The following is a 23,327-nucleotide window of genomic DNA, read 5'->3' on the forward strand; positions in this document are numbered from 1 at the left end:
AGAAAGCTTGGTAAAATAGATTTATTGATGATAAAGGAGAGATTTTTTTGAACATGGATTTTAATTTATTTATGAATGATGTTGTCCAACAAGCTCGTAAAGAAATCGTTGCAGCAGGTTATACAGAACTTACAAGTCCGGAAGAGGTTGATGAGGTACTGAATAAAAAAGGAACAACACTTGTAATGGTTAACAGTGTTTGTGGTTGTGCCGGCGGTATCGCGAGACCAGCTGCAGCACATGCTGTTCATTATGACAAACGCCCTGATCAACTGGTTACTGTATTTGCGGGTCAAGATAAGGATGCAACTGCAAGGGCACGTGAAATGTTCACAGGGTACCCGCCTTCATCTCCATCATTTGCTTTATTGAAGGATGGAAAGCTGCTGACAATGGTTGAACGTCATGAAATTGAAGGTCATGATCCGATGTCAGTTGTAGCGAAGTTGCAATCAGCTTTTGACGAGTATTGTGAAGAAGTATAATACATGAAAAAAGTCAAAGAGACATGGTGATGGTCACATGTCTCTTTATTTTTGGATAATATATACAATGTTTTTGCGGGTTTATTCACTTTTTCGGAAAAGTTTTAATCATCATAATATTTTTATAAATACATTTTTATAAATATTGATTGCATAAATATTAACCTGTGATAAAATACAAATTATCGAATAAATATTAGATAGATTATCGTACATATGTAGATAATACTAAAAAGATAATACATTATAGGAGGAAACTAAAATGAAGAAACTTTCGTTATTCATTATAAGCTTATTAGTTGTAGGTTTACTAGCTGCTTGCGGAACAGCTGAGCAGGAAGGAAATGATACTTCATCTGGTGCAGAAGGAGAGGACAAAAAAGTATTAAAGATGGCAACATCTGCTGATTATCCTCCTTTTGAATATATTGATACGGCAAAAGGCAGTGACATCATTGGTTTTGATATTGATTTAGTAAATGCTCTAGCAGAAAAAACCGGATATGAAGTTGAAATTCAAGATATGGATTTTAATAGTTTGATTCCTGCATTACAAGCAAAACAAATTGATATCGTTCTATCAGGTATGACACCAACACCAGAGCGTGAAGAAAACGTAGATTTCTCAGATGTTTACTATAGTGCAAAACATATGATCGTTTCACTTAAAGACAAGGAAATAAAAACAGTTGAGGAATTAGAAGGTAAAACAATTGGGGTTCAATTAGGATCTATTCAAGAAGAAAAAGCAACTGAAATTTCAGAAGAAGTCAATCTTAAAATCGAAAATCGCAATAAAATCTCTGAATTAGTTCAAGAAATGAAATCAGGCCGAATTGACGCTGCTATTATTGAAGATAAAGTTGCTGAAGGCTATTTTGCAAAAGATGATCAATTAACAGGATTTACACTTGATTCAGCAGAAGAAGCTGGTTCAGCGATTGCATTCCAAAAAGGAAGCGAATATACAGAAGAGTTTAATAAAGCTTTAAATGAAATGAAAGAAAACGGCGAGCTTGACGAATTAATCGTAAAATGGTTTGGTGGGCAGGAATAAGGGTAAATTGGAATTGATAGAGAGAGGCTAACTCAGAAGGGATTCCCTTAAGCTTGAGTCAGCCCTTTTTTATGGATGACAGTTTCTTTTATCAGTACTAAATATTGAAATGGAAAGGAGTTAGAGAAGGAAATGGATATTTTGAATTTTTCTTCAATTGTTCCTTCACTTCCCTTTATTCTAGAGGGAATCTGGGTAACTTTAAAAATTGTTGTCTTATCCTTGTTGCTTGGATTCGTGTGGGGAATTATCCTTGCTTTATTTAAGATAAGTCGAATTAAACCGTTAATGTGGATTGCAGATGCGTATACTTCTATTTTTAGAGGGACTCCTCTTGTTCTGCAATTATTGATTATTTATTTTGGTTTACCGCAAATTCTCGGGTTTCCAATTGACCCATATCCAGCTGCAGTTGCTGCCTTTACATTAAATTCGGGAGCATATATTTCAGAGATTATTCGTGCTGGAATTAATGCAATAGATAAAGGTCAACAAGAGGCATCAATGGCATTAGGTGTTCCTTATTCAAAAATGATGAAGGACATTATCTTACCACAAGCATTTAAAAACATCTTACCTGCATTAATGAATGAATTTATTACACTAACAAAAGAATCAGCTATTGTAACGGTAATCGGTGTACAAGATATTATGAGAAGAGCATATCAAGTTGGAGCAGATTCTTATAATTATTTTGCACCATTAATTTTTGCAGGATTAATTTATTATCTATTAGTCATGTTCTTAACACTTCTTGGTAAGGGAATAGAAGGGAGAATGAGACGAAGTGATTAAAGTAGACAATTTGCATAAATCATACGGGAAATTAGACGTTTTAAAAGGGATATCAACGACAATTGCTTCAGGTGAGGTAATTGCCATCATTGGTCCTTCCGGTTCAGGGAAATCAACCTTTTTACGTTGCTTGAATTTATTAGAAAAACCTACTGATGGTAAAATTCATATCAATAGTATCGATATAACGGATCGTAAAACAGATATTGCAAAAGTTAGACAAAATGTAGGAATGGTGTTTCAGCATTTTCATCTTTTTCCTCATAAAACCGTACTGGATAATATTACGTATGCACCAATTACGGTTAAGGGTTTCTCCAAACAGGAAGCTGAGGAGAAAGGGAATGATTTATTGAAAAAAGTAGGTCTTCTAGAAAAGGCTGATTCATATCCTAATCGTTTATCGGGAGGGCAAAAGCAAAGGGTCGCCATTGCGAGAGCACTTGCGATGAATCCAGATGTTATGTTATTTGATGAGCCAACATCTGCACTGGATCCGGAGATGGTAAAAGAAGTTCTGGAAGTAATGAAGGATTTAGCGCAAACCGGGATGACGATGGCTATCGTTACACATGAAATGGGCTTTGCAAAAGAAGTCGCAGATCGAGTTCTTTTCTTAGACGGAGGGTTATTGGTTGAAGACGCACCTCCTGGTGATTTCTTCACAACACCAAAGACAAAACGTGCACAGGAATTCTTAGAGAAAATGCTTTAAAAAAGATGTATATATTTGAAAAAAAGGTGGTCATATTGATCATCTTTTTTTGTTAATAGTGTAAAATATTCAACAGAATGATATGTTAAGGAGTTTTTTATGTTCAAAATAGGTTACCGTACGGCAAAAACAGCTTTGGGTACTACGATTTCGATTATACTGGCACAGTTGATCGGCTTGGAGTATTATACATCTGCAGGAATTATCACCATTTTATGCATACAAGTAACAAAAAAGAAATCACTCAGGAGTTCGTGGGAACGATTCCTAGCCTGTTCCCTTGCTATGATTTTTTCTTTTATTTTCTTTGAGGGAATTGCTTATCATCCGTTAATTATAGGTTTATTATTACTACTATTTATTCCTGCAACTGTCATCGTAAAAGCAACTCAAGGCATTGTAACAAGTACGGTCGTTATTTTTCATCTTTATAGTACAAATCACATTACCTTTCAAGTTATTGGGAATGAATTTTTACTAGTAACAATAGGTATTGGGGTTGCATTGGTGATGAATTTGTATATGCCGAGTGTTGAGAAGAAATTAAAAAACTATCAAATTCAAATTGAAGAGAATTTAGCAAGTATTTTTCAAGAAATTGAACTTTATCTGATTCAAAAAGATAGAAAATGGGATGGAAAAGAAATTACCATAACAGCACAGCTGATAAATGAGGCAAAAACATTGGCATTTCGTGATGTGGAAAATCATTTTTTACGTCATGAAAATTCATATTATCACTATTTTAAAATGAGAGAAAAACAATTTGAAATTATCGAGCGCGTCATTCCCAGTATTACATCTATACATATTGCAGTCGAACAAAGTAAAATGATTGCTGACTTTCTACATGAACTTAAGGAAAATATCCATCCAGGCAATACTGCTCATAAGTTTTTAGTCCAGCTACTTAACATGAAGAAGTCTTTTGAAGAAATGGATCTACCGAAAACCAGAGAGGAATTTGAAGCAAGAGCAGCTTTGTATCACTTTGTAAGAGAGATGGAGCAATATCTTATTATTAAAAGTCATTTTAAAGGAATGGAACCTTGAAGTAGTGATCATATTAAGGGAAAAAGGATGCTGATGAAATGAGATATTTGCTTCTTTTTCTTTTTATCGTTCAATCCCCAATTTGGCCTCTTGGAGAAAATCCCATGCCTGGTGATCCTTATCTCATTATTAATAAACAAAAAAATGAGATGGCATTTGTACATGAAAATGAAATAAAAGAGATCTATCAAGTGGCGACTGGTATAACAGAAGAGCTTACTCCTGAAGGGGAATTTACCGTAACCGTTAAAGCAGTTGATCCATATTATCGTAAAAAGGACATCCCTGGCGGTGACAAAAGAAATCCGCTTGGGACCAGGTGGATTGGGTTTGATGCTGAAGGAACAGATGGACGGACATATGGAATACACGGGACAAACAATGATAAATCAATAGGCTCCTATGTTACACAGGGCTGTGTAAGATTGCAAAACAAAAAAGTGGAAGCTATTTACGAAAATATTCCTCTAGGTACAAAAGTTTTCATTACAAATTCTGACCGATCGTTTGAACAGCTGGCTATCGAAAATGGAGCAATACAAAAAGAGTCTGCACCTCAATAAATTGAGGTCAGGCTCTTTTTTAACAGGTAAGAAAGTATAAAGTTATATACTTAGTGTTAGTGTCCAGCTTTAGCGCCTAGCCCCTCGAGGTCATAAGACGTAAATGAATTGAAGACAAAGAACGTCTTCTATTCATTTACGTCTTATGCTTGTCGGAGCTGATCAAGGCGCTTGCGCATTTCTTTATGCTCAGATAGTCTAAAACTTTATATAAGATCGTATAAGTAAACGTAGGCTCTCTTATTGAGATAAATTTGCTTCAATTGTTTTGATTAGTAATGGAGCTGAAATTTCCTAAAACCAAACAGAAACTCCTGCAAGTAACGTCGTAATCAGCATAACTCCAATCATTAAATAAACAACAACTTTTTGTGTTTTACGGGACATTTTTCTTCACTCCTTGTAAGTATTATTCTATCGTGAATAGATCGATCGGACAACCGTTAAAATGTGAAATTAATTCGTCAAAAATAGAGGGATTTCTTTTGAAGAAAGAGAAGATTATTATATCTTGATAACGTTTACAAAAAAGGAGTGGATGTTACCAATGGTAAAAAAAGTTGATCATATCGGTATTGCAGTGCATTCAATTGAAGAAGCATTGTTTTTCTATAAAGATATTTTACAACTACATTTTTTGGGAATGGAAGAAGTACACTCTCAGCAGGTAAAGGTTGCTTTTTTATCAGCTGGAGGAGAAACAAAGATTGAATTACTTGAACCAATGTCAGCAGATAGCCCAATTGCGAAATTTTTGGAAAAGAAAGGAGAAGGGATTCATCATATAGCATTCGGAGTGGATGATCTTTCTATTCGGCTGGAAGAACTAAAAATACGCGGTATTCCGCTTATTGATGAAGTTCCACGAAAAGGAGCAGCTAATAACTTAATTGCTTTTCTACATCCTAAAGCAGCTAAAAATGTATTAGTTGAGTTATGTGAAAAAAGCCATGGTGGTGATCGAGATGAATCATGATATCTATGACAAAATCAATGAATTATATGATAAAAGACGTGAAGTGGAGCTTGGAGGAGGGGATAAAAAAGTAGAAAAACAACACGAAAAGGGAAAACTAACAGCGAGAGAGAGAATTGACCTATTACTTGATGAGGGATCTTTCGTGGAAATAAACCCTTTTATCGAACATAGATGCAATGATTTTGGACTTTCTTCTAAAAAAGGTCCTGGCGATGGTGTTGTTACCGGTTTTGGTAAAGTAAATGGAAGACCTGTTTATTTGTTTTCACAGGATTTTACTGTTTTTGGTGGAGCGCTTGGAGAAATGCATGCAAAAAAAATTGCTGCTGTAATGGACCTTGCTGCAAAAAATGGAACACCTTTTATCGGTCTAAATGACTCGGGCGGTGCGAGAATCCAGGAAGGTGTGGTATCATTAGATGGTTACGGACAAGTTTTTTACCGAAATACGATCTATTCAGGAGTGATTCCCCAAATTTCTGTCATTCTTGGACCTTGTGCTGGTGGAGCGGTCTACTCGCCGGCCATTACTGACTTTGTATTTATGGTAGAAAAGACTAGTCAGATGTTTATTACAGGACCTAAAGTGATAGAAACTGTCACAGGTGAAAAAATAAGCTCTGAGGATTTAGGCGGAGCTAATGTACATAATACAATTAGTGGTAATGCTCATTTTTCAGGAGTTACGGAAGTAGACGTCTTACTAAAAGTACGAAAATTATTAAGTTATTTACCACAAAATAATGAACAAAAGCCACCTGTATCTCAGTATAGTGGGGAATCCGATTATCGCCCGGATTTAACAGAGCTCATTCCATTTGATACTGTTCGTCCCTATGATGTTCGCCTTGTTGTTGAACAGGTAGTTGATAAAGGATCTTTTTTTGAAATACATAAAAACTTTGCCAAAAACATTGTGATTGGGTTAGCAAGGATTAAAGGAGAGGTTGTTGGACTTGTTTGTAATCAGCCAAAGTATTTGGCAGGCGGTTTAGATATTGATTCATCTGATAAAGCGGCCAGATTTATTCGCTTTTGTGACTCATTTCAAATTCCGCTAATTACATTTGAAGATGTTACAGGCTTTTTTCCGGGCGTTAAACAAGAGCACGGTGGAATTATCAGACATGGTGCGAAAATTTTATATGCATACTCTGAAGCAACAGTTCCGAAATTAACAGTTATCCTGAGAAAAGCCTATGGTGGTGCATATGTTGCATTAAATAGCAAATCTATAGGAGCAGATCTTGTCTTTGCTTGGCCTAATGCAGAGATAGCAGTAATGGGTCCACAAGGAGCAGCTAATATTATCTTTGCAAAGGAAATTGAGCAAAGTTCAGATCCTGAATTAACGAGAGCCCAAAAAATCGAAGAGTATCGGGAAAAGTTTGCAAACCCTTATGTTGCAGCAAGTCAAGGGATGGTCGATGATGTCATTGATCCGCGGGATACTAGAATTAAGCTTATTCAGGCTCTCGACATGTTAAAAACAAAAAAAGAAAGTAGACCAGCAAAAAAACATGGGAATATTCCCCTTTAACTTATTTGGAGGTAATGATTGATGATCAATAAACAACGATTACTTGATGAATTTTTAGAGCTTGTTCAAATTGATTCGGAAACAAAATTTGAAACAGAAATTGCAAAAGTACTTAAAACCAAATTCACAGAACTAGGCTTAGAAGTGATTGAAGATGACTCCATGAAAACAACAGGGCATGGAGCTGGAAACTTAATCTGTACACTTGAAGCAAAAACTGAAAATATCGATACTATTTATTTTACATCACACATGGACACGGTTGTTCCAGGTAAAGGCATTAAACCTAGCATTAAAGATGGGTATGTAGTGACAGATGGAACGACAATTCTAGGTGCAGATGATAAGGCTGGACTAGCGGCTATGCTTGAGGCAATTAAGACCTTGAAGGAACAAAATATTGCACATGGTAAAATCGAATTTGTGATTACTGCTGGTGAAGAGTCAGGACTTGTAGGTGCTAAAGCATTAGATCCTAGCCTTATGACGGCCAAATATGGATATGCGCTCGACAGTGATGGTAAAGTAGGTACAATCATTGTAGCTGCACCAACTCAAGCTAAAGTAAAAGCGACGATTTATGGAAAAACTGCACATGCCGGTGTAGCGCCTGAAAAAGGTGTTTCTGCTATCACAATCGCTGCAAAGGCTATTGCCAAAATGCCATTAGGAAGAATTGATCACGAAACGACAGCGAACATCGGTCGCTTTGAGGGTGGGACACAGACTAATATTGTTTGTGACCTTGTTCATATTCTAGCTGAAGCAAGATCGCTTATTCCGGAAAAAATGGAAGCGCAAGTGAAAAAAATGAAAGAAGCATTTGAAAATGTTGCCTCTGAAATGGGTGGAAGAGCTGAAGTAGAAGTGGATGTTATGTACCCTGGGTTTAAATTTGGTCATGGCGATCATGTTGTTGAAGTGGCAAAGCGAGCTGCAGCTAAAATAGGTCGTGACAGTGAGCTTCAAACAAGTGGTGGCGGCAGTGATGCAAACGTCATTGCAGGGAATGGGGTTCCAACTGTCAATTTAGCTGTTGGGTACGAAGAAATTCATACAACAAACGAAAAAATGCCAATTGAAGAACTTGAGAAAACCGCTGAACTGGTTTTGGCTATCATTCAAGAAGTGGCACAACAATAAAAACAAGAAGCTGTCTTATATGACAGCTTTTTGGTGTTTATTACCCAAAATGTATGAATTCCTCCATTTCACAAGATTATTACCATCAATACTTTTAAGAAAAAGAAAGAAAATAAAAGGGTAGGTGATCTTATAAAAGGAGGGGTTTGTATTGATAAAAAAGAAGTTCGGATTAGTTGCAACTAGTGTAATGATTGTTGGTCTAGTAGCGTGTAACAACAATGAAGGTGCATTAGATGGTGAATATAGAGATAATGTTGATGTTGCAGAAAATGTAAATTACAATGGGCGTAGCTATGGTCCGCTTGCTCGGGATATCGATACGAGAAATCCTGACAACAACATGAACGACGATGATTTCAGTAATGTACCAGACCGGATGCTAACGAAAGATCCAAATGGTATGACAATATCCAGTTCAAAAACAGATTTATCAAGTAAAGATTTTCCACATACAAGAGCCATTGCTGTCCAAGACGCTAAATATAAATTTATAAAAGCAAATTCAAAAGAAGAAGCTGAAAAGCAGGCAAGACAATTTATTGATCAGCAAAAGCAGCAAGCTCTTCAATATGGTAATCAAATTGCAAAGCAATATCAATCACAGCAACAACAGTCAGCAAACAGACAGCAGGCACCTACTGATAGACAACAAGCGCAAAATAATCAACAACAGCAAAATCAAGCTCCTGCTGAGCAACAAGAGCAAGCAACTGATCAGCAGCAAAAACAAGAACCAGCTCAACCTCAACAACAACAACCAGCTGCTGAAGCACCAAAGAAAGATGAGTCTCAGGCTCAAGGTGTTAGTCAAGTTGCACAACAGGTCATTGACTTAACAAATGCTGAAAGAAAAAAGAATGGTTTACCAGCTCTTAAAGCTGACACACAATTAAGCGGTGTTGCTCAGAAAAAATCGGAAGATATGCGACAAAATAATTATTTCTCACATACAAGTCCTACCTACGGTTCACCGTTCGATATGATGAGGGATTTTGGCGTGACGTATAAAACGGCTGGGGAAAATATTGCTCAGGGTCAACGATCAGCGCAAGAAGTCGTTCAAGCTTGGATGAATAGTGAAGGGCATAGAAAGAATATTTTAAGTAAAGATTTTACTCATATTGGAATTGGTTATGACTCTAATGGACATCACTGGACACAAATGTTTATTGGAAAATAACTCTACTTGAGGCTATCTAATTATAGATAGCCTTTTGTTTATGTCATAAAATCTAACAATAAAAAAGTTAGCGATAAAAACTATGTTTAATACTAATGAAATCGGATACAAAAAACAAAGTTATTAGCGATTAAAACAAAAAGTTTTAGGAATTTTCAAAAAAATATTGTTAAGTTAGGGAAATTATGTATAATTTGATTATATAGATGTTAACTTTTCTTACATAAAGAGTTGGTATTTATGACGTTAAATGTGAGTTGATGCAAAAAGAAGGAGTGTTGTTGTGTTGAAAATGAATAAAGGTTTTTTAGCAATGATGATGTCTGTATTTATGCTCGGTGCTTGTGCAGCCCAAACGAGTGAACCGTCTTCAGGAAATCAAACAAGTGATTCATCTGCAACAGTGAGTACTGAAAGTGATACAGTTCAGGTCGGAATTTTGCATTCGTTAAGTGGAACAATGGCAATAAGTGAGGTTTCTTTACGTGACGCAGAGCTAATGGCAATAGAGGAAATTAATGCAGCAGGAGGAGTACTAGGAAAGCAGATTGAACCAATCGTTGAGGATGGTGCTTCTGATTGGCCTACTTTTGCTGAGAAGGCTAGAAAACTTCTTCAACAAGATAAAGTAGCTACCATTTTTGGAGGATGGACATCTGCTAGCCGTAAAGCGATGCTTCCAGTTGTTGAACAAAATAATGGTTTACTATGGTATCCGGTTCAGTATGAAGGGATGGAACAATCTCCAAATATTTTTTATACAGGGGCTACAACAAATCAACAAATCGTTCCTGCAATTGACTGGATGTTAGAAAATCAAGGGAAGAATATTTTCTTGGTAGGATCTGATTATGTATTTCCTCGTACAGCAAATAAAATTGTAAATGCACAATTAAAAGCAAAAGGCGGAACAGTAGTTGCTGAAGAATATACACCTCTTGGACACACAGACTACAACACAATTATTAGCAAAATTAAAGCCGAAAAACCAGATGCTATTTTTAATACGTTAAACGGAGATAGTAATGTTGCATTCTTTAAGCAGCTTAAAGATGCAGGAATTACTCCAGAAGATATTCCGGTTATGTCAGTAAGTGTTGCTGAAGAAGAAATACGTGGGATTGGTACAGATGTATTAGAAGGTCATTATGCTGCTTGGAACTATTACCAAACAACAGATACACCCGAAAACAAGACATTTGTTGAAAATTATAAAGCGAAATACGGTGAAGACCGAGTAACAGGTGACCCGATTGAAGCTGCTTATATTGCTGTTTATTTATGGAAAGAAGCAGTTGAAAAAGCTGGATCATTTGAAGTGGATAAAGTTAAAGAAGCTTCAGATGGAATTGAATTCAAAGCACCTGGTGGTGTTGTGAAAATTGATGGTGAAACACAGCATATTTATAAGACTGTCCGAATCGGAGAAGTTCAGGCTGATGGTCTATTCAAAGAGGTTTGGAACTCAGGTGAGCAAGTAAAGCCTGATCCATACTTAAAGTCGTATGACTGGGCTGAAGGTTTAAGTCAAGAATAAGAAATGTAATAGATACCTAGCTTGCTAGATTTGCTAGGTATCTAAAATGACAAGAAGGTAACAAGCTAAATAGGGCCGGAGAAGTGATACTCGTCCTCATGGGATAATCTAACTCCATTTATTGTCATACTTACCTGTTATCTTCACAGTAAAGGAGGAAAAATCCTTGTCGATTATTATTTCACAATTATTTAACGGGCTAAGCCTAGGGTCGATTTTATTGTTGATTGCACTAGGTCTTGCGATTACTTTTGGACTTATGAATATTATAAACATGGCTCATGGGGAATTTATCATGATTGGGGCTTACACAACATATCTACTCCAACAAGTGTTTGTTCAACATCTTCCGAAATCTTTATTTGATTATTATTTTATTCTAGCCATACCATTGTCCTTTATAGTTGCCGCGCTTATTGGTCTTATTATGGAGAAAACAATTGTAAGATTTTTATATGAAAGGCCACTTGATAGCCTGCTGGCGACATGGGGAGTCAGTCTTATATTACAGCAAACAGCCCGGTCGATTTTTGGTGCACCTAATGTTGCAGTTGTAGCTCCAGAATGGTTAAGTGGAGGCCTTGCTGTAGCTGGACTTACTTTTCCGTACAAACGTCTATTTATTATTGCTCTTGTCCTCATTAGTATTCTTTTGCTGTTTATCTATTTATATAAAACCTCATCAGGAAGAAGAATGAAAGCAGTAACGTTAAATCGTGAAATGGCGTCCTGTCTGGGAGTTTCAACTAGAAAGGTAGATAGTACAGCTTTTGCTCTGGGAAGTGGATTTGCCGGGATTGCCGGATGTTCATTGACGTTAATTGGTTCAATTGGTCCAACGCTTGGTACGTCATATATAGTAGATGCTTTTATGATTGTTATCTTAGGTGGGGTTGGAAAATTAAAAGGAACAATCCTGGCAGCCATTATGTTAGGTGTTTTAAGTACATTTGTCGAGTTATCTACTAGTGCAACGATTGCAAAAGTAATTGTTTTTGCATTTATTATCATTTTCCTACAGTGGAAGCCAACTGGTCTCGTCAATGTAAAGGTTCGGGCATTAGACTAACGGAGGTGCAGTATGATTAAAAAATATAGCCAAGGTGCTTATTATGGAGTCTTTTTCCTCATGTTACTTGTAGCTCCATTGCTTCTTTCCGAGTTTAGAATGGGTTTGTTGGCAAAGTTTTTATGCTTTGCAATTATCGCGGTTGGAATAAGTTTGATATGGGGGTTCACAGGTATTTTAAGCTTGGGTCATGGTGTTTTTTTCGGGTTAGGTGCTTATTGTATGGCTATGTATTTAAAGCTTGAAGCATCACCATCAGGTATCCCGGATTTTATGGAATGGAACGGGATAACCGAAGTACCTTTTGTGTGGACGTTGTTTAAAAATCCTGTTTTTGCGATATTAGCAGCGTTATTATTGCCGTTTATCATTGCTGTTATAATCGGATATTTTACATTTAAAAATCGTATTAAGGGAGTATTTTTTTCACTAATTTCTCAAGCTGTTGTTGTGGTAACTGTTACCTTATTTATCGGTGGACAACACATTACCGGCGGTACAAGTGGATTGACAAACTTTTTTACAGTCTTTCAAGTCCCATTAGCAGATTCAGCTACGAAGCAAACACTATATTTTGTAACAGTTGCTTTACTAGCCATCATTATGGGGGTTGCACTATTATTAACAAAGTCTCGATTTGGACGGTTGCTTATCGCGATCCGGGATGGGGAAAACCGCCTTCGATTCCTCGGGTATAATCCTACATTTTATAAAGTGTTTATTTACGCATTATCAGCAGCATTTGCAGGAGTGGCCGGAGCACTTTTTGTTTTACAAGTTGGCATTATAACCCCGGAAATGATGGGGATCATCCCTTCAATTGAAATGGTCCTGTGGGTTGCAATTGGAGGTCGTTATTCCATTTTAGGTGCCGCGATAGGTGCTATTTTGACAAACACAGCCAAAAGCTTTTTGAGTGAATCATATCCGGATTTCTGGACGATCTTCCTAGGTGCATTATTTTTAATTGTTGTTCTATATTTACCAAATGGCTTAGCTGGTTTAGTTGAACAATTGAAAATGAAATTCTTTAAAAAAGAGAAGGTAAAGGAGGCGAAACAAAGTGAAGCCGATACTCTCGTGTCATGATGTTGTTGTTGATTTTTCGGGCTTTAAGGCTTTGCAAGGAGTTAATTTGGATGTGGAAACCAGCGGAGTTTTGTTTTTAATTGGTCCAAATGGCGCTGGGAAGACAACGTTATTAGACGTGATTTGTGGAAAAACCAGAGCCACAGGAGGGGAAATTACCTTTAAAGACGAGATTTCATTAGTAAAACTTCAAGAGCAGAAGATTGTCGAAGCAGGCATTGCTCGTAAGTTTCAAGCTCCAAGTATTTTTTTACACCTGACTCCTTTCGAAAATTTAGAAATTGCCATGAAACAAAAGAAAAAATTATTTTCTATTCTTTTTGCGAAATTAACAGATGTACAAAAAGACAAAATTAATACAATGTTAAGGAAAATTGGATTATTTGAAGTTAGACATGAAAAAGCCGGATCTTTATCACATGGGCAGAAGCAGTGGCTGGAAATCGGAATGCAATTAATTCAAGAGCCGACATTGTTATTATTAGATGAACCGATCGCAGGAATGTCTGGTGAAGAAAGAACAAAAACAGGTGAATTAATTTTAGAAATTTCAAAAGAATGTTCTGTTTTAATTGTGGAGCATGATATGGATTTTGTGAGGAAATATTCTACTCAAGTGGTGGTTATGCATGAAGGGAAGGTACTTTGTCAGGGTGAGATGAAGGATATTCAGGAAAATGAAGAAGTGAAAAATGTATATCTGGGAAGGAGCGGGTAAAATGCTTCACGTATCACACCTGCAAGCGGGATATGATGAGACCATTATTTTACGTGATGTTGATTTTGAAGTGCCTAAAGGGAAAATTGTAGGTCTTCTTGGACGTAATGGTGTAGGGAAAACAACTTTAATGAAAGTGTTAATGGGCCTGTTGCCTATGAAGAATGGAAACATTCAGTATGAAGGGGAAAAACTAAAAAAGGAAAGACCGGAACATCGTGCAAGATCCGGAATTGCTTATGTACCACAAGGTAGGGAAATCTTTTCTGATTTAACGATTAGAGAGAATCTTCTACTAGGAATGGAGGCATTACCTAAATCTAAACGTTCGACTACCATACCTGAGGAAATTTTTACATGGTTTCCGGTTTTAAAAGAAATGATTGATCGAAAAGGCGGGGATCTAAGTGGAGGGCAACAGCAACAGCTGGCTATAGCTAGAGCCTTAATTTCAAATCCGAAGCTATTGTTATTAGATGAGCCGATGGAGGGGATTCAACCTTCTATTGTACAGTTGATTCAAGATGTGCTTGTTCAAATTGCAAAGGAAAAAGAGATGGGAATTATGCTGGTGGAACATAATTTAGATGCAGTATTATCCTGTGCTGATCAATTTTATATTCTGGATAGAGGGCGAATGGTGATGAGTGGAAGCTGTGATGAAATAAAAGAAGAGGATCTTCAAAGGCACTTAGCGGTATAAGGAGGTAGGTAAGATGAAGCTTACATCTCGTGAGCAGGAAAAACTGATGATTGTTGTTGCGGCAGATTTAGCCAGGCGGAGACAAAATAGAGGCTTAAAGCTTAATTATCCGGAAGCTATCGCCATTTTAACTTATGAGGTACTAGAGGGAGCCCGTGATGGTAAGACAGTATCAGAACTAATGCAGTATGGCCGTCAAATACTATCGAGAGATGATGTGATGGAGGGTATTCCGGAGATGATTCATGACATACAGGTTGAAGCAACGTTTCCGGATGGAACGAAGTTAGTGACCGTTCATGAACCAATACAATAGTTTATAGTCAGGAGTGTGGAAAAATGATACCTGGTGAGCTTAAGCTCAAACAAGAAGCTATCCTTTGTAATCAACATAAACAAGCGATGAAACTGGAAGTAATAAACAATGGTGATCGTCCAGTTCAAATTGGCTCCCATTTTCATTTTTATGAGGTTAATAGATCACTAGAGTTTGATCGAAAGAAATCCTATGGAAAAAGATTGAATATTCCGGCAGGTACGGCTGTTCGATTTGAACCTGGTGATAAAAAAATAATCGAGCTGATTTCCTTTTCGGGAGAAAGAAAAATTTACGGACTTAATAATTTAACAAATGATGCACTAGATAAAGGAGTGTAGATATGAGCTTTCGTATGTCGAGACATCAATATGCAGACATGTTTGGTCCAACAGTTGGCGACCAGGTGAGACTAGGAGACACGGAACTTTTCATTGAAGTAGAGAAGGATTATACGACTTATGGTGATGAGGTGAAATTTGGTGGTGGTAAAGTAATACGTGATGGAATGGGACAACATCCTTTAGCAACAAGGAAAGAAACTGTTGACCTTGTTGTAACGAATGCTCTAATTTTTGATTATACAGGAATATATAAGGCGGATATCGGTATTAAAGAGGGAATGATCACATCGATTGGAAAGGCAGGAAACCCTCTTATCATGGATCATGTTGATATTGTCATAGGAGCTTCTACTGAAGTAATCGCTGCAGAGGGACTGATTGTTACAGCAGGGGGAATTGATGCACATATTCATTTTATTTGCCCTCAACAAATCTGGACGGCGATTGAATCAGGTGTTACAACGATGATCGGAGGAGGAACAGGTCCTGCAACCGGTACGAATGCGACAACTTGCACACCTGGTGCATGGAATATTCACCAAATGCTGAAAGCTGCTGATGAGTTTCCAGTTAATTTAGGTTTTCTTGGAAAAGGTAACGCTTCCAATGAAGAGGCTTTAATTGAACAAATTCAAGCAGGGGCAATTGGACTTAAGCTTCATGAAGATTGGGGAACAACGACGTCAAACATTGATAAAGCATTATCAGTTGCTGATCTGTATGATGTTCAAATCGCGATACATACCGATACCCTTAATGAAGGTGGTTTTGTAGAGGATACATTAAAGGCTATTGATGGCCGTGTAATTCATACATACCATACTGAAGGTGCCGGTGGGGGGCATGCCCCGGACATCATAAAGGCGGCATCGTACCCGAATATACTTCCATCCTCAACAAATCCGACGCGCCCCTTTACTGTTAATACGATTGCAGAACATTTAGATATGTTGATGGTCTGTCACCATTTAGATCCGTCGGTTCCAGAGGATTTGGCTTTTGCAGATTCACGTATTCGAAAAGAAACAATTGCAGCTGAAGACATTCTTCACGATTTAGGAGTTTTTAGTATGATTAGCTCTGATTCTCAGGCAATGGGCAGAGTTGGTGAAGTTATCTCAAGAACATGGCAAACAGCAGATAAGATGAAGCGCCAACGTGGGAAACTTGTTGAAGGGGAAGAAAATGATAATGCAAGAGCGAAAAGATATATTGCCAAATATACAATTAATCCAGCTATCACACATGGGATTTCAGAGTATGTTGGATCAATAGAGGTAGGGAAAATGGCTGACTTTGTCTTGTGGGATCCGGCCTTTTTTGGAGCAAAACCTGAATTAGTTGTGAAGGGCGGGATGATTGTATGGAGTGTAATGGGAGACCCGAATGCATCTATTCCAACACCGCAGCCAGTATTATATCGCCCGATGTTTGCGAATTTCGGCAAGGCAAAGCATTCAACATCAATGACGTTTCTTTCAAAAGCTGCATTTGACAATCACAGACATGAAGAGCTTGGGCTTGAAAAAAAGATTGGTGTTGTCAAAAATATTCGCCAACTTAAAAAGAAGGATATGAAATTAAATGGAGAAACACCAACTATCGAGGTTGATCCGCAAACTTATGAGGTCATGGTTGACGGTGAGTTAATTACTTGTGAGCCAGATAAAAAGGTTTCATTGGCGCAACGATATTTTTTATTTTGAGGTGAAAAGATGATTATTGAACAAATTATAGGAAACGTAAAAGAATTGGAAAAAGCTCCACATCATGTAGAACGTGTGTATTTAAGAAGTGATGACTTAGTGAAGAAAATCCAGCGTGTGAAAACAGATCATGGAAAAGAGCTGGGTATAAGACTTAAACAGGGGAAAGAGTTGGAAGACGGTGACATTCTGTACCAAGACCAAAAAAATTCGATCATTATAAGTGTGCTTGCAGATGATGTTATTGTCATTAAGCCAACTAGTATCTTGCAAATGGGAGAAATCGCTCATCAACTTGGTAACAGACATTTACCTGCACAATTTGAAAATAATGAAATGATTGTTCAATATGATTATCTTGTAGAAAGATTATTAGTAGAGTTGGATGTACCTTACACAAGAGAGGAACGTAAAATGAGCAAAGCCTTTAGACATATCGGACATTCCCATGACTAATCAACTGTTTCACCTTCTTCAAATTTGCGATTCCAATTTTCCATCAGGGACGTTTTCGCATTCCTTCGGGTTAGAAACGTATATCCAGGAAAATAAAATAACGGATAAAGAAACCTTTCTGGCTGCTTTAAAACAATACTTACAAACACAATTTGTATACACTGATGGTCTGGCATGCAGGTTAGTCTATGAATCTATTAAAGCAAACAAAATTGAACCGGTTTGGATGATAGATAAAGAGCTGAATGCACTTGCGATGGCGAGAGAAACTCGTGAAGGTAATCGGAGAGTTGGCAGACAAATGGTAAAGGTCATGAATCAGCTCTTTCCAAATGAGCATTTGAATATGTACCAAGTAAAAATCAAAAATAAACAAGTTTATGGTCACAGCTCAGTTGTGTTTGCAATGGTTTGTCTGGAACTGGGTATTGATATTGAAACAACGCTTTCTACTTATCTCTTTGCTACCACTTCATCACTTGTTCAAAACGCAATAAGAGGAATTCCGATTGGCCAGACAGATGGGCAAAAAATATTAGTTACATTGAAACCATACTTAATAGAAAAAGTGAATGAAATTTTGGTTTTAAATGAAGAAGATTTTGGAGCAGGTGCACCAGGCCTTGAAATAGCGCAAATGCATCATGAACAGCTTTCTGTTCGTTTATTTATGTCATAAAAAATGAATGTAAAGAAAGGATGAAAAAAATGAGTGAACCAATACGCATAGGAATCGGGGGCCCTGTTGGGGCAGGGAAAACGTTATTAGTTGACAAGTTGACAAGAGAGCTAATGAAAGATCTTGAGGTTGCGGTTATTACAAATGATATCTATACAAAAGAGGATGCTCAATTTTTAATCAAGAATGGTGCACTGCCAGAAGATCGCATCATAGGTGTTGAAACAGGTGGATGTCCACATACAGCAATTCGTGAGGATGCTTCAATGAATTTTGATGCCATTGATGAATTGAATGAACGCCACCCAAATCTTGATCTGATTTTTGTGGAAAGTGGCGGGGATAATTTGGCGGCCACCTTCAGTCCGGAATTAGTCGACTTTTCCATTTATATAATTGATGTGGCCCAGGGAGAGAAAATTCCCCGTAAAGGTGGTCAGGGAATGATTAAATCTGACTTGTTTATTATAAATAAAATTGATTTAGCCCCATATGTAGGAGCAGATCTTGAAGTGATGAGGAAAGATACATTAGTATCTCGTGGTAATCGCCCTTATATTTTTACAAATCTAAAAGACGGTACCGGGGTAAAGGAAGTGGTTGATTGGATACGCAAAGAGGCCTTTTTAGTTGGTCTTGAGGCATGACATATACCGGCTACCTGGAGTTAACGGTAGAAAAAAAGCATAACCGTTCTGTCATAAGCAATAGCTTTTTTGACGGAGTTTTAAAAATTACGAGACCAACATATCTGCCTGAAGGTCTTCCTTTATTAACGCTTATCCATGTTGGTGGTGGTTATGTTGATGGCGACTCATATAAAACAGAGGTAGTTGTTGGAGAAGGTGCGAAACTCGCCTTAACTACACAAGCTTCTACTAAAATTTACAAGTCACTTCAATTTGGTGTTCGTCAGGAAATGGATTGCTTTTTACAAGCCGGAAGCGAATTACTTGTTAAACAAGACCCATTAATAGCTTATAAAGACGCACAATTTTCTCAAGTTACGAATGTCTATATGGAGCAAACATCGATTTTTTATTATACAGATATTATTACACCAGGCTGGTCTGAAGATGGGAAGTTATTTCAGTATAAGAAGATTTCTTCTAAACTGAAACTATTTATTGATGGTGAATTACAAGTATTTGATCATCAATTATTGATGCCAGGAGAAAATTTGCAAAAATTGATGCAGCTTGAAGGCTACACTCATATCGGAACATTGTTTATGATTCATCCTCAGGTTGACGAAAATTTAATTGAAAAAATAAGAGTTGAATTACGTTCTGTAAACCATTCGCGATTTGGTATTAGTGCCCTTAGTGCAAAAGGACTATCAATGAGGGTTTTAGCATTTAGTACCCCGGAGATTGAAGAAGTCTTTTCTGTATGTGAAGAGGTCATTCGTCACCACTTAGAAAACAAAGAGAAGATCGAATGGCGGAAGTGGTAACCATTTTTCATGACAAACCGGAATAAATACTAATCGTATCTTTAAATACTAAAACATTCATAGTATGATAGTCTTAGTATTTCACCTCAAGTATTGATGGAGGAGATGATAGCATGAATGTTTCAAAATTAGTCGTTTTCCGAACAGGTAATGAAGAATATGGTATTCCTATTGAACATGTCATTTCGATTGAGAAATTGGAAGATATAAATACCATTCCCAATATGCCCTTTTATATGAAAGGTGTCGTAAAGGTAAGGGGAGAACTGATACCTGTCCTTGATACGTATCAGATTTTTTATCATCAAAATATACCAATTGATAACGACGTGAAATTAATTGTCATTCAATCTGATGAGATTTCAGCAGCATTAATTGTAAAAGAAGCAAAAGAAATTATTGATATTGAAGAGAGTCAATTAAAGACAATTGCGGTCGGTGCATTTCAATCGACTAAATATTTTTCTGCAGTAGCAAGCTTAGAGGAGCGTTTGATTACTATTATCAACCCGAATCTGTTATTGGAAAGCCTTGATAATTTTGCTATTGTGAAGGAAGAGATGATGAGCCACCAATAGAGGTGGCTTTTGTTGTTTCTAATGTTATTTTTAAAAAGCATTTCTTACAGAAAAAATGGTAAACTAGTAAGAGAATGAACTATGTGAGTGTGGTGTGGCTTGTGGAGCAGGTTGTAAGTCGGAGAATTATTTTACATGTTGATATGAATAGCTTTTATGCATCAGTAGAAATGGCATATGATCCATCTTTAAAGGGAAAGCCTTTGGCGATTGCTGGTAATGTGGAAGAGAGAAAAGGAATTATTGTAACTTGCAGTTACGAAGCACGTGCCAAAGGTGTGACGGCGACAATGCCACTTTGGCAGGCGCGTAGACTTTGTCCAGATCTTATCATCCGTAAGCCCAACTTTGAACGATACCGTACAGCCTCACAAGCGATGTTTGAATTACTTAGAGAATACACTCATTTAGTTGAGCCTGTTTCTATTGATGAGGGATATATGGATTTAAGTAATTTTGAAGGCTCCAGACCTTTGGAAATAGCGAAGTTAATTCAGGAACGATTACTTGATGAATTATTGTTGCCATGTAGTATCGGGGTAGCTCCGAATAAATTTTTAGCTAAAATGGCTTCAAATATGAAAAAGCCACTCGGGATTACCATATTAAGAAAAAGAGATATGCCAAAGACCTTATGGCCTCTACCAGTTCATGAAATGCATGGAGTCGGAGGAAAAACAGCTGAAAAACTTCACACAATTGGTGTTCATACTATTTATGATTTAGCTCATGCTAATGAGGTGCAGGTGAAAAAACTGTTAGGGGTTAATGGAGAAAGACTTATACAAAAAGCAAATGGTGTTGATAACAGAGAGGTTAATCCAAATGCAATTTATGATTTTAAAAGCATAGGGAATTCCACAACTTTAGCTAAAAATACAACGAAAGAAAATGAAATAAGAGAAGTATTAAAAAAACTATCTCATTCAGTGTCTGTTCGTTTGAAAAGAAAAGAAGTTCTTGCAACAAAATTACTTGTCACCATTCGTTATGGAAATTTAAAAACGATAACAAGAAGTAAAAAGCTGAACAATCCGATCGGTGAAGAAAAAGATTTATTTCATGAAGCAACAGAGCTCTTTTTTTCTCATTGGAATGATGAACCAGTTCGATTATTGGGTATTACGGGACAAGATTTAGTTGAAAAGGATGATGCTGTTAAACAGTTAGACTTATTTTCATATGAACAAGACGCAAAGGATGAGCCGATTCTATCGATTATTGATCAAATTAATCAAAAATATGGAGAACAGCTATTAAAAAAAGGTGTCAAAGGGAAGGGAAAAGAAACTCCAACTCCCGGAACAAGCTTTAGCAAAGATTTTTTTACGTAGAAAACGATTACATAAGTTAAGTCACTTGAAATGTTACAGAAAAATGTGTATTTTTAAAGTTGTAGTCAAATGAAATAATTCGAATTATGTGTCAATTTAGCAGTTATTGGCGGAAAACTAAACTTTTTATCGCTATCACAAAATGATAGAAGAGTTTTTCATTTGTTTAGTTTTACATATTATTAGGATTAGAAGGGACGTAAGGGAATGTCGAAACAACAAATTGGTGTTATTGGTTTGGCTGTAATGGGTAAGAACTTAGCGTTAAATATTGAAAGTCGTGGATTTTCAGTCTCAGTTTTTAACCGTTCAGCAGGAAAAACAGAAGAATTTTTAACTGAAGCAAAAGGGAAAAATGTGGTTGGAACTTACAGCATTGAAGAATTTGTTCAATCATTGGAAACTCCACGCAAAATTCTATTAATGGTTAAAGCTGGTGGACCAACTGATGCTACAATCGAACAACTTTTACCACATCTTGATAAAGGTGATATTTTAATCGATGGTGGTAACACATTATATACTGATACACAACGTCGTAACAAAGAGTTGGCGGAAAGTGGCATTCACTTCATCGGAACAGGTGTATCAGGTGGAGAAGAAGGAGCATTAAAAGGACCTTCTATCATGCCTGGCGGTCAAAAAGAAGCATTTGACTTAGTACAACCGATTCTTGAAGCAATTTCCGCAAAAGTAAATGGTGATCCATGCTGTACTTACATCGGTCCGGATGGTGCAGGTCACTATGTAAAAATGGTTCACAACGGTATTGAGTATGGAGATATGCAATTAATTTCTGAAGCGTATTTCTTACTTAAAAATGTATTAGGTTTAACAGCTGACGAGCTTCATGAAGTGTTTGCAGAGTGGAACAAAGGTGAACTTGATAGCTACTTAATTGAAATTACTGCTGACATCTTCACGAAGAAAGATGAAGAAACTGGCAAACCTATGGTTGATGTCATTCTTGACACTGCCGGTCAAAAAGGAACTGGAAAATGGACAAGTAAGAGTGCTCTTGATTTAGGAGTACCACTTCCAATTATTACAGAGTCTGTTTTTGCCCGCTTTATTTCCGCAATGAAAGAAGAACGCCAAAAAGCTAGTAAAATTCTTTCAGGACCTTCTGCAAAATCATACGAAGGAAACAAAGAAGAGCTTATTGAAGCAGTTCGTAAAGCATTATATATGAGTAAAATTTGTTCTTATGCTCAAGGATTTGCTCAAATGAGAGCAGCGTCAGAAGAGTATAATTGGGATTTAAAATACGGAGATATTGCCATGATCTTCCGTGGCGGTTGTATTATCCGTGCAGCTTTCCTTCAAAAAATTAAAGATGCATATGATAAAGACTCACAATTGGCAAACCTTTTACTGGATGATTACTTTAAAGAAATCGTTGAAGGTTACCAAGGTGCGCTTCGCCAAATCTTAACGGTTGCAATTGAAAATGGAGTTCCAGTACCATGCTTCTCATCTGCACTTGCTTACTATGATAGCTACCGTACTGAAACGTTACCAGCTAATCTACTTCAAGCTCAACGTGATTATTTTGGTGCCCACACATACCAACGTGTTGACAAAGAAGGAGTCTTCCACACTGAGTGGATGGAAAAATAATAGGATAACAAAAAACAAAGCTCAAATTTGAGCTTTGTTTTTTTGTATTGAATATAAATCAAGCGGAACTGTATAGAGCCTTTTAAGGGCCATATAAGGATTAATTAAGAAAGAGAGTACAAAGATTTAATCTACGACCATTTTAAACATGTTAAGAGGGGATAAAAAGAAGCTATCACAAATGTGATAGCTTAAAGTTAAGGAGACAC

At 37.0% G+C, this 23,327-nt stretch carries 26 protein-coding genes; 25 read left to right on the forward strand and 1 reads right to left on the reverse strand.

All coding sequences use genetic code 11. The annotated features are described in order from the left end of the window. Window positions 1-47: 47 nt before the first annotated feature. The 6 genes from BK577_RS09530 (at window position 48) to BK577_RS09555 (ending at window position 4,668) form a co-directional block, all read left to right on the forward strand. Window positions 48-485 carry a BrxA/BrxB family bacilliredoxin gene (locus BK577_RS09530; RefSeq protein ID WP_078432671.1) on the forward strand — a complete coding sequence of 146 codons (438 nt, stop codon included), beginning with the start codon at window positions 48-50 and terminating at the stop codon, window positions 483-485. A 262-nt stretch (window positions 486-747) separates the two neighbouring features. Next, window positions 748-1,542: a transporter substrate-binding domain-containing protein gene (locus tag BK577_RS09535; protein WP_078432672.1), complete on the forward strand. Its 795-nt coding sequence runs from the start codon at window positions 748-750 to the stop codon at window positions 1,540-1,542. A 132-nt stretch (window positions 1,543-1,674) separates the two neighbouring features. Then, a complete protein-coding gene (locus BK577_RS09540) occupies window positions 1,675-2,337 on the forward strand; it encodes an amino acid ABC transporter permease (RefSeq protein WP_026558879.1) in 663 nt (220 codons plus the stop codon). Further along, window positions 2,330-3,052: an amino acid ABC transporter ATP-binding protein gene (locus BK577_RS09545; protein WP_078432673.1), complete on the forward strand. Its 723-nt coding sequence runs from the start codon at window positions 2,330-2,332 to the stop codon at window positions 3,050-3,052. The genes BK577_RS09540 and BK577_RS09545 overlap by 8 nt, the downstream gene beginning before the upstream one ends. Before the next feature lie 99 nt (window positions 3,053-3,151). Continuing rightward, a complete protein-coding gene (locus BK577_RS09550; protein ID WP_078432674.1) occupies window positions 3,152-4,105 on the forward strand; it encodes an aromatic acid exporter family protein in 954 nt (317 codons plus the stop codon). 38 nt (window positions 4,106-4,143) lie between these two features. Then, window positions 4,144-4,668, forward strand: a complete 525-nt coding sequence (locus tag BK577_RS09555; RefSeq protein WP_078432675.1) for a L,D-transpeptidase — start codon at window positions 4,144-4,146, stop codon at window positions 4,666-4,668. Between the two features lie 294 nt (window positions 4,669-4,962). On the opposite strand, the gene prli42 is transcribed toward BK577_RS09555, so the two are convergent. After that, on the reverse strand, window positions 4,963-5,055 hold the full coding sequence (gene prli42 / locus BK577_RS25960; protein ID WP_156931818.1) for a stressosome-associated protein Prli42: 93 nt from the start codon (window positions 5,053-5,055) through the stop codon (window positions 4,963-4,965). 160 nt (window positions 5,056-5,215) lie between these two features. Here prli42 and mce point away from each other — a divergent pair, with 160 nt between their 5' ends. From mce to gndA, 19 genes are all read left to right on the forward strand, one after another. Further along, window positions 5,216-5,644 carry a methylmalonyl-CoA epimerase gene (gene mce, locus BK577_RS09560; protein ID WP_078432676.1) on the forward strand — a complete coding sequence of 143 codons (429 nt, stop codon included), beginning with the start codon at window positions 5,216-5,218 and terminating at the stop codon, window positions 5,642-5,644. Further along, window positions 5,634-7,187: an acyl-CoA carboxylase subunit beta gene (locus BK577_RS09565; protein ID WP_078432677.1), complete on the forward strand. Its 1,554-nt coding sequence runs from the start codon at window positions 5,634-5,636 to the stop codon at window positions 7,185-7,187. The genes mce and BK577_RS09565 overlap by 11 nt, the downstream gene beginning before the upstream one ends. A gap of 21 nt (window positions 7,188-7,208) precedes the next feature. Beyond that, window positions 7,209-8,330 (forward strand): M20/M25/M40 family metallo-hydrolase, encoded by a 1,122-nt coding sequence (locus BK577_RS09570; RefSeq protein WP_078432678.1) that lies wholly within the window; start codon window positions 7,209-7,211, stop codon window positions 8,328-8,330. A 151-nt stretch (window positions 8,331-8,481) separates the two neighbouring features. Further along, window positions 8,482-9,513: a CAP domain-containing protein gene (locus BK577_RS09575; protein WP_425435924.1), complete on the forward strand. Its 1,032-nt coding sequence runs from the start codon at window positions 8,482-8,484 to the stop codon at window positions 9,511-9,513. Window positions 9,514-9,805: 292 nt separating this feature from the next. Next, window positions 9,806-11,050, forward strand: a complete 1,245-nt coding sequence (gene urtA, locus BK577_RS09580) for an urea ABC transporter substrate-binding protein (protein WP_078433522.1) — start codon at window positions 9,806-9,808, stop codon at window positions 11,048-11,050. A gap of 166 nt (window positions 11,051-11,216) precedes the next feature. Further along, window positions 11,217-12,119 (forward strand): urea ABC transporter permease subunit UrtB, encoded by a 903-nt coding sequence (gene urtB / locus BK577_RS09585; RefSeq protein ID WP_078432679.1) that lies wholly within the window; start codon window positions 11,217-11,219, stop codon window positions 12,117-12,119. A gap of 15 nt (window positions 12,120-12,134) precedes the next feature. Continuing rightward, window positions 12,135-13,208 (forward strand): urea ABC transporter permease subunit UrtC, encoded by a 1,074-nt coding sequence (urtC, locus tag BK577_RS09590; protein ID WP_425435940.1) that lies wholly within the window; start codon window positions 12,135-12,137, stop codon window positions 13,206-13,208. Continuing rightward, the gene (gene urtD, locus BK577_RS09595; RefSeq protein ID WP_078432681.1) at window positions 13,183-13,926 is read left to right on the forward strand and encodes an urea ABC transporter ATP-binding protein UrtD; all 744 of its coding nucleotides are present in this window, start codon (window positions 13,183-13,185) and stop codon (window positions 13,924-13,926) included. The genes urtC and urtD overlap by 26 nt, the downstream gene beginning before the upstream one ends. Window position 13,927: 1 nt before the next feature. Next, window positions 13,928-14,629: an urea ABC transporter ATP-binding subunit UrtE gene (urtE, locus tag BK577_RS09600; protein WP_078432682.1), complete on the forward strand. Its 702-nt coding sequence runs from the start codon at window positions 13,928-13,930 to the stop codon at window positions 14,627-14,629. 13 nt (window positions 14,630-14,642) lie between these two features. Then, the gene (locus tag BK577_RS09605; RefSeq protein ID WP_078432683.1) at window positions 14,643-14,945 is read left to right on the forward strand and encodes an urease subunit gamma; all 303 of its coding nucleotides are present in this window, start codon (window positions 14,643-14,645) and stop codon (window positions 14,943-14,945) included. A gap of 23 nt (window positions 14,946-14,968) precedes the next feature. Then, window positions 14,969-15,286, forward strand: coding sequence for an urease subunit beta (locus BK577_RS09610; RefSeq protein WP_078432684.1), 318 nt, complete (start codon window positions 14,969-14,971; stop codon window positions 15,284-15,286). Between the two features lie 2 nt (window positions 15,287-15,288). Next, window positions 15,289-16,995, forward strand: a complete 1,707-nt coding sequence (gene ureC / locus BK577_RS09615; RefSeq protein WP_078432685.1) for an urease subunit alpha — start codon at window positions 15,289-15,291, stop codon at window positions 16,993-16,995. A gap of 9 nt (window positions 16,996-17,004) precedes the next feature. After that, on the forward strand, window positions 17,005-17,451 hold the full coding sequence (gene ureE, locus BK577_RS09620) for an urease accessory protein UreE (RefSeq protein WP_078432686.1): 447 nt from the start codon (window positions 17,005-17,007) through the stop codon (window positions 17,449-17,451). After that, entirely contained in the window at window positions 17,444-18,130 is a 687-nt protein-coding gene (locus tag BK577_RS09625; RefSeq protein ID WP_078432687.1) for an urease accessory protein UreF, read from the forward strand. Before ureE ends, BK577_RS09625 begins: the two co-directional genes overlap by 8 nt. A gap of 29 nt (window positions 18,131-18,159) precedes the next feature. After that, entirely contained in the window at window positions 18,160-18,777 is a 618-nt protein-coding gene (gene ureG / locus BK577_RS09630) for an urease accessory protein UreG (RefSeq protein ID WP_078432688.1), read from the forward strand. Beyond that, the gene (locus tag BK577_RS09635) at window positions 18,774-19,586 is read left to right on the forward strand and encodes an urease accessory protein UreD (protein WP_078432689.1); all 813 of its coding nucleotides are present in this window, start codon (window positions 18,774-18,776) and stop codon (window positions 19,584-19,586) included. The genes ureG and BK577_RS09635 overlap by 4 nt, the downstream gene beginning before the upstream one ends. Window positions 19,587-19,699: 113 nt before the next feature. Next, the gene (locus BK577_RS09640; RefSeq protein WP_078432690.1) at window positions 19,700-20,164 is read left to right on the forward strand and encodes a chemotaxis protein CheW; all 465 of its coding nucleotides are present in this window, start codon (window positions 19,700-19,702) and stop codon (window positions 20,162-20,164) included. Between the two features lie 92 nt (window positions 20,165-20,256). Beyond that, complete coding sequence (locus BK577_RS09645; RefSeq protein WP_281252597.1) at window positions 20,257-21,498, forward strand: DNA polymerase IV; 1,242 nt, start codon at window positions 20,257-20,259, stop codon at window positions 21,496-21,498. A gap of 207 nt (window positions 21,499-21,705) precedes the next feature. Then, a complete protein-coding gene (gndA, locus tag BK577_RS09650) occupies window positions 21,706-23,118 on the forward strand; it encodes an NADP-dependent phosphogluconate dehydrogenase (protein WP_078432692.1) in 1,413 nt (470 codons plus the stop codon). Window positions 23,119-23,327: the final 209 nt, after the last annotated feature.

Source organism: Metabacillus halosaccharovorans (genome assembly GCF_002019635.1).
In the GTDB taxonomy this organism is placed as follows: Bacteria; Bacillota; Bacilli; order Bacillales; family Bacillaceae; genus Metabacillus; species Metabacillus halosaccharovorans.

What these genes read in the sequence shown, in the direction of transcription:
- BK577_RS09535 (WP_078432672.1), top strand. Translation starts at nt 748, where the DNA reads ATGAAGAAACTTTCGTTATTCATTATAAGCTTATTAGTTGTAGGTTTA.
- BK577_RS09540 (WP_026558879.1), top strand. Translation starts at nt 1,675, where the DNA reads ATGGATATTTTGAATTTTTCTTCAATTGTTCCTTCACTTCCCTTTATT.
- BK577_RS09550 (WP_078432674.1), top strand. Translation starts at nt 3,152, where the DNA reads ATGTTCAAAATAGGTTACCGTACGGCAAAAACAGCTTTGGGTACTACG.
- BK577_RS09555 (WP_078432675.1), top strand. Translation starts at nt 4,144, where the DNA reads ATGAGATATTTGCTTCTTTTTCTTTTTATCGTTCAATCCCCAATTTGG.
- prli42 (WP_156931818.1), bottom strand. Translation starts at nt 5,055, where the DNA reads ATGTCCCGTAAAACACAAAAAGTTGTTGTTTATTTAATGATTGGAGTT.
- mce (WP_078432676.1), top strand. Translation starts at nt 5,216, where the DNA reads ATGGTAAAAAAAGTTGATCATATCGGTATTGCAGTGCATTCAATTGAA.
- BK577_RS09565 (WP_078432677.1), top strand. Translation starts at nt 5,634, where the DNA reads ATGAATCATGATATCTATGACAAAATCAATGAATTATATGATAAAAGA.
- BK577_RS09570 (WP_078432678.1), top strand. Translation starts at nt 7,209, where the DNA reads ATGATCAATAAACAACGATTACTTGATGAATTTTTAGAGCTTGTTCAA.
- urtA (WP_078433522.1), top strand. Translation starts at nt 9,806, where the DNA reads ATGAATAAAGGTTTTTTAGCAATGATGATGTCTGTATTTATGCTCGGT.
- urtE (WP_078432682.1), top strand. Translation starts at nt 13,928, where the DNA reads ATGCTTCACGTATCACACCTGCAAGCGGGATATGATGAGACCATTATT.
- BK577_RS09605 (WP_078432683.1), top strand. Translation starts at nt 14,643, where the DNA reads ATGAAGCTTACATCTCGTGAGCAGGAAAAACTGATGATTGTTGTTGCG.
- BK577_RS09610 (WP_078432684.1), top strand. Translation starts at nt 14,969, where the DNA reads ATGATACCTGGTGAGCTTAAGCTCAAACAAGAAGCTATCCTTTGTAAT.
- ureC (WP_078432685.1), top strand. Translation starts at nt 15,289, where the DNA reads ATGAGCTTTCGTATGTCGAGACATCAATATGCAGACATGTTTGGTCCA.
- ureE (WP_078432686.1), top strand. Translation starts at nt 17,005, where the DNA reads ATGATTATTGAACAAATTATAGGAAACGTAAAAGAATTGGAAAAAGCT.
- BK577_RS09625 (WP_078432687.1), top strand. Translation starts at nt 17,444, where the DNA reads ATGACTAATCAACTGTTTCACCTTCTTCAAATTTGCGATTCCAATTTT.
- ureG (WP_078432688.1), top strand. Translation starts at nt 18,160, where the DNA reads ATGAGTGAACCAATACGCATAGGAATCGGGGGCCCTGTTGGGGCAGGG.
- BK577_RS09635 (WP_078432689.1), top strand. Translation starts at nt 18,774, where the DNA reads ATGACATATACCGGCTACCTGGAGTTAACGGTAGAAAAAAAGCATAAC.
- BK577_RS09640 (WP_078432690.1), top strand. Translation starts at nt 19,700, where the DNA reads ATGAATGTTTCAAAATTAGTCGTTTTCCGAACAGGTAATGAAGAATAT.
- gndA (WP_078432692.1), top strand. Translation starts at nt 21,706, where the DNA reads ATGTCGAAACAACAAATTGGTGTTATTGGTTTGGCTGTAATGGGTAAG.